Origin of the sequence: Sinomonas sp. G460-2 (assembly GCF_047759905.1) — a bacterium.
Classification (GTDB): domain Bacteria; phylum Actinomycetota; class Actinomycetes; order Actinomycetales; family Micrococcaceae; genus Sinomonas.
This window is the reverse complement of the sequence record NZ_JBKZWT010000238.1, coordinates 1-5,619: the sequence shown is the minus strand read 5'-3', so window position 1 is coordinate 5,619 and position 5,619 is coordinate 1. Positions and strand designations below refer to the sequence as shown.

The following is a 5,619-nucleotide window of genomic DNA, read 5'->3' as shown; positions in this document are numbered from 1 at the left end:
CGACCCTGCACGACGCGAACGTCGTCGATGCCGGCGCCGTGGGCCTCCTCCTGGTGCTGGGCGCGCTGCGCTCAGCCGTGCTCGGCGTCGGGCTCGCCGAGCCGATCCTCGATGCGCTGCACGGCTTCGACGTCCAGGATCCGCACATCCACGCGACGCAGCCGCCCGCACAAGGGGTCGAGCTCATGTGCACGATCACGCTGAGCCCGCTCGACGCGGCGGGTCTGCGCCACCGGCTCGATGAGCTCGGCGAATCCGTCATCATGAGCCCGCTCGGGCCGCTCGACGAGGACTCGGGCTGCGTTCGCTGGCGGGTCCACGTGCATGTTCTCGATCCGGAGGGCGCGCTCGCGGAGATCCGACGCCTCGGCGAACCCGAGCGCATCTCGCTCACCGAGCTGCACTCCGACCATGCGAGCTGAGCGGAGCACGGGGCTCGACCGGGTCATCGGCGCGCGCAGCGGCAAGAAGTTCGCCGAGCAGCTCGGCATCGCCACGGCCGGCGAGCTCCTGGGACACTTTCCGCGCCGCTATCTTGCGCGCGGCGAGCTGACCCCGATCCGCGAGCTTCCGTTCGACGAGGATGTGACGCTCATGGCGCAGGTGGTCTCCTCCTCGACGCGCCGCATGAACACTCGCAAGGGCAGCATCACCGAGGTGCTCGTGAGCGACCGGCCCGGACAGACCAACGGACCGAGCACGCTCTCGCTCACGTTCTTCAACGGCGTCAAGGCGTCACGGCAGCTCACGCGCGGCGTGGTCGCGATGTTCTCGGGCCGCGTGGGCATGTACCGCGGACGCCTCCAGCTCACCAACCCGATCTATGAACTGCTCGACCCCGAGGAGCTCGACGCCGAGGCCGCTGCGAAGCTCGCGGGCCGGCCGATCCCGGTCTACCCTGCCACGGCCGCGATCCCGAGCTGGACGATCGCGAAGGCCATGGGGACCGTACTCGGCGCCGTCGATCTCAGCTCGGTTCCCGAGTCGCTCCCCGAGCGGCTGCGCCGCAAGTACGGCCTCCCGTCAGCGGCCGAGGCCTACCGGATGATCCACGTGCCCGAGAACGACGCCGAGTGGCGCATCGCGCAGCAGCGCTTCCGCTTCGAGGAGGCCCTCGTGCTGCAGACGGCGCTCGCGCGACGGCGGGCGCAGCACGCGGCCCTCCCGTCCCGCCCGAGCCCGGCCCGCCGAGGTGGCCTGCTCGACGCCTTCGACCGCGGACTCCCGTTCGAGCTCACGGCGGGCCAGCGCGACGTCGGCGAGGTCCTGGCCCACGAGCTCTCCCAGCCCCACCCCATGAACCGGCTGCTGCAGGGCGAGGTCGGCTCGGGCAAGACGGTTGTGGCCCTGCGCGCGATGCTCCAGGTCGTGGACGACGGCGGGCAGGCCGCGCTTCTCGCGCCCACCGAGGTCCTCGCCTCCCAGCACTACGCGTCGATCCGCGCGACGCTCGGGCCGCTCGTGCGGGAGGGTCTCCTCGGCGGGGCCGGGGACGACGGCGTCGAGGTCGCCCTGCTGACCGGCTCGCAGTCGGCGGGAGAGAAGAAGCGCAGCCTCCTCGCGGCCGCGAGCGGGCAGGCTGGCATCGTCGTCGGGACCCACGCCCTCCTGTCCGAGCACGTTCAGTTCGCGGATCTGGGCCTCGTGGTGGTCGACGAGCAGCACCGCTTCGGCGTCGAGCAGCGCGACGCGCTCCGGGCCAAGAGCCTTGCGACCCCGCATCTGCTCGTCATGACGGCCACGCCGATCCCGCGCACTGTCGCCATGACCGTCTTCGGCGACCTCGAGACCTCGGTGCTCCGCGAGCTCCCCGCGGGCCGATCGCCGATCGCGACGCACACGGTCGGCCTGGTCGAGAACCCGTCGTGGGAGCGCCGGATCTGGCAGCGTGCGCGCGAGGAGGTCGACGCCGGGCGGCAGGTCTACGTCGTGTGCCCCACGATCGGAGCGGGGGCCGGGGACGAGGGCGACCTCGATGAGCTCGACGCCGCAACGTGGGGCGGGAGCGCCCTCGCGGCCCCCGAGCCGCTCCAGGCCACGTCCGTCTCGGAGACGGCCGAGCAGCTCGCGACCGAGCCGGCGCTTGCCGGCATCGAGGTGGGGGTCCTCCACGGGCGGCTCGACACCGAGGCCAAGGCGGCCGCGATGAGGCGGTTCGCCGCGGGGGAGACAGGGGTCCTCGTGGCGACGACGGTCGTCGAGGTCGGCGTCGATGTTCCCAACGCGACGCTCATGGTGATTCTCGACGCGGACCGCTTCGGGATCGCCCAGCTCCATCAGCTCCGGGGGCGCGTGGGTCGCGGCGGGCACGCCGGCACGTGCCTCCTCGTCACGCGGCTCGAGCCCGGCCACCCGAGCCGGGAGCGGCTCGAAGCGGTCGCGGCGAGCACGGACGGCTTCGAGCTCGCCCAGCACGATCTCGAGTTCCGCCGCGAGGGGGACATCCTCGGCGCGAGCCAATCTGGCCGTCGCTCGACGCTGCGCCTCTTGCGCGTGCTACGCGACGGGGACGTCATTGCGCGCGCCCGCGAGGACGCCCTCGAACTCGTCGCGGATGATCCCGAGCTCGAGCGGCACCCCGAGCTCGCCGCCGCGATCGCGGACTACCTGGACCCCGAACGCGAGGTGTTCCTCGAGCGTGGCTGAGCCCCGGGAGTCGGGACGGACTGAGACAGCGTGGAAGGCCTGGAGGGCGTGGAAGGCCTCGAGGGCGCGAAAGCCCGAGGGAGCGCGGAAAGGGAGCGTGGCATGACCCGGATCATCGCCGGAATCGCGGGAGGCGTCCCGCTAGCTGCGGTGCCGGGCTCGGCGACTCGGCCCACGACGGACCGAGTCAAGGAAGCCCTGTTCTCGCGCCTCGATGCGCTTGGCATGCTGTCCCACGCGCGCGTGCTCGACCTCTACGCGGGCTCGGGCGCGCTCGGCGTCGAGGCGGCGAGCCGCGGCGCGTCGACTGTCGAGCTCGTCGAGTCGGACGCAAAGGCCGCCCAGGTGTGCGAGCGCAACGCCCGGACCGTCAACGAGGCGGTGAGCCGCCGCGCGGTCACGGTGCGGCGGTCGAAGGTGTCGGCGTTTCTCGAGAAGGTCCCGCCGGGTGCCCACTGGGACCTCGTGCTCATGGACCCCCCCTACCCGCTCGGCGAGGCCCGGCTCGCCGAGGTGCTCGACGCCGTCGCTCCGCGCCTCGCCCCGGAGGCGCTCGTCGTCGTCGAGCGCTCGGCCCGCTCGCCGGAGCCGGCCTGGCCCGCTGGGCTCGCCCACTACGCGGATCGGAAATACGGAGAGACCCACCTGTGGTTCGCCGAACCGACCGCGCAGCAGCCCTGATCTGGCCGCCTTAGGCGCGGAAAACCTTGTTTAGGCGAGACCCTCTGGGAGGCGGGGCGGTCCGGGTGGGAGGTTTTTGGCGGCAGGTCCCTGGATGACCGTGCCGTCGGTGGCGAATCGGGAGCCGTGGCATGGGCAGTCCCACGTGGTGTCGGAGGGGTTGAAGGCGACGGTGCAGCCGAGGTGGGTGCACGTTGCAGAGACGGTGTGGATTTGCCCATCTTCGTCTTTGTAGACGGCAGTCTCCTGGCCGGCCACGTTGATGACCGTTCCCGCTCCAGGGGCCAAGCCCTCGCGGGTGGGTCGCCCGCTGGGCTTCCTCGTCAGGATTGCCGTCGTGGTCCTGATGTTCTCCCTGATGAACCGTCCGGCGCTGGCTACGGGGGTGATCCGGTTGCTGTTGAACACTCGGGCCCACCGGTTCTCCCGGCCGCTGAGGGTATCGGCGAGAATGAGGGCGGCGGCGGTTCCGTTGGACAGGCCCCATTTGCGAAGGCCCGTGACGACATGCACGTGCTTGGCGAGCGGGGATACGAGTCCAACGTAGGGCAGCCCGTCGAGCGGCATGGCATCCTGCGTCGACCAGCGGTAGTCCACGTCGCCGACGCCCAGGCGGTCGTGGGCAAAGGCCGCGAGTCTGCGGTAGCGGCCCGCCGTGTCTCCGGCCTCCGAGACGCGATGGCCTTCGCCGCCGGTCAGCACGTAGCTCGTTCCGCCGACGTTGACCGTCAGAATGGAGCGCAGCGGTTCGTCGGCGCTGATGAAAGTTGCGTCCAGGGGCGAGGTGTCCACCCGCCCGGCGACGATGTAGGAACGGTGTGGGTGGCAACGCAGGTAGAACAGGCCGCGGGCGCCGAACGGCACATTGGTGGCCACGACAATGTCATGAGCGTGGACCGCGCCATGCTCAGTGTCGACCGTGCCGGGGGAGCCGTCGCGCACTTGCTGCGCCCGTGTTTCCTCGAAGACGAAGCTGCCCCCACCGTTGACCGCCCGGGCAAGTCCTTGGAGGTATCTCACGGCGTGGATTTGCGCCTGCCCGTCGAACCGGACCGCCCCCTTGACCGGGAACGGCAGCGGCACCTCCGTGGTGAACGTGGAAGGTAGGCCGAGTCTCGCGGCAACGGCGGCTTCGGCGCGAACGAGTTCGAGCGCGTCATCGGATTCGGCGTAGGTGTAGTTGGCGACTCGGCGGAAGTCGCAGTCGATGCCCTCCTCGGCCACAACGTGCGCGACGTGGTCGATCGCCGCCTCGTTCGCCTGTCCGTAGGCGCGGGCCGTGTCTGTGCCGTGGCGGCGCGCGAGCGTGGCATAGGCCAGGCGGTGCAGAGACGTGATCTTGCCGGTGGTATGGCCGGTGACGCCGGTCCCGACGCGGGCGGCCTCAATGACCGCGACCGAGTGGCCGGCGCGTTTGAGCGCCAGCGCGGCGGTCAGCCCCGCGATGCCGGCGCCGACCACCGCGACATCGACTTCCACATGCCCGTCGAGGGCGGGGTAATCGGTGGTTCCGGCCGTAACGACCCAGAGCGAGACGGGTTCACCTTCCGGCCGTGGTTCATTCGATGCGGGAGTCACTGCGACACCTCCGGATTGTGTGCTGATCATCTCTTGCGTGTGAACGTTTATCAATGACAGAACGGCCCCATTTGGGGGCGGGCCGGCGGATCTTGAGCAGACCCAAAATGTCGGGCCCGGCCCCTAGGGTGGAGGCATGAGGATCCTCGAACAGGTCGCCGCCGCGAGCGCCCAAGACGTTCCGCAGTGGTGGCAGATCGTGTCCTCCTTCGCCCCCGTGGGGACGTTCGCCACCGCAGTCGTCGCGGCGATCGTGGGTCTGTGGACGCTTCGGCAGCGCGCACAGGCCGACCGGCGCGCCGAGTTCTGGCGCCGCACGGAATGGGCGCTCGAGGCCACTGTGAGCGCGGATCCGCAGATGCAGGCCATCGGGACCGAGCTCCTCGCGACGCTCGCGCGGAGCGAACTCGTGGCGAGCGACGAAGAACTCATGTTCCTCGACGCCGTCTGGCTCGAACCCATTGCCGAGGCCGCGGAGGCCTATCTCGACGATGAGCTGGGCCTCGAAGACGATCCGGACCATACTGGAGGGGACGGTCCGGCGGTCGGGCCGGAGGAAGCGGAGGAGCGATGAGCCACGAGGGGGCCCCACTGACACCGAAGCGCGCTGGCGTGTCCCGCTTGCCCGTGCGGCGCCCGGGCGCCTCAGACCGTCGCGTCCAGATCGCCGCCGCGAAGCTCCGCGTGGCCCTCGACGAGCGCCTCAACCGCGAG

4 protein-coding genes and 1 pseudogene are annotated in these 5,619 nt (G+C 70.8%); 4 read left to right on the top strand and 1 reads right to left on the bottom strand.

From position 1 onward, the window contains the following. The 3 genes and pseudogenes from ACLN58_RS16900 to rsmD all read left to right on the top strand — a co-directional run. Positions 1-422: pseudogene (locus tag ACLN58_RS16900) on the top strand (Dak phosphatase); the annotation flags it as partial. Further along, a complete protein-coding gene (locus ACLN58_RS16895) occupies positions 412-2,646 on the top strand; it encodes an ATP-dependent DNA helicase RecG (protein ID WP_415856416.1) in 2,235 nt (744 codons plus the stop codon). The pseudogene ACLN58_RS16900 and the gene ACLN58_RS16895, both read left to right, overlap by 11 nt. A gap of 102 nt (positions 2,647-2,748) precedes the next feature. Beyond that, positions 2,749-3,327: a 16S rRNA (guanine(966)-N(2))-methyltransferase RsmD gene (rsmD, locus tag ACLN58_RS16890; protein ID WP_415856415.1), complete on the top strand. Its 579-nt coding sequence runs from the start codon at positions 2,749-2,751 to the stop codon at positions 3,325-3,327. Between the two features lie 30 nt (positions 3,328-3,357). Here the strand turns inward: rsmD and ACLN58_RS16885 are convergent, their stop codons facing one another. After that, positions 3,358-4,905: an FAD-dependent oxidoreductase gene (locus tag ACLN58_RS16885; protein ID WP_415856414.1), complete on the bottom strand. Its 1,548-nt coding sequence runs from the start codon at positions 4,903-4,905 to the stop codon at positions 3,358-3,360. Positions 4,906-5,041: 136 nt separating this feature from the next. Here ACLN58_RS16885 and ACLN58_RS16880 point away from each other — a divergent pair, with 136 nt between their 5' ends. After that, positions 5,042-5,479, top strand: coding sequence for a hypothetical protein (locus tag ACLN58_RS16880; protein ID WP_415856413.1), 438 nt, complete (start codon positions 5,042-5,044; stop codon positions 5,477-5,479). The last annotated feature ends 140 nt before the right edge of the window (positions 5,480-5,619 follow it).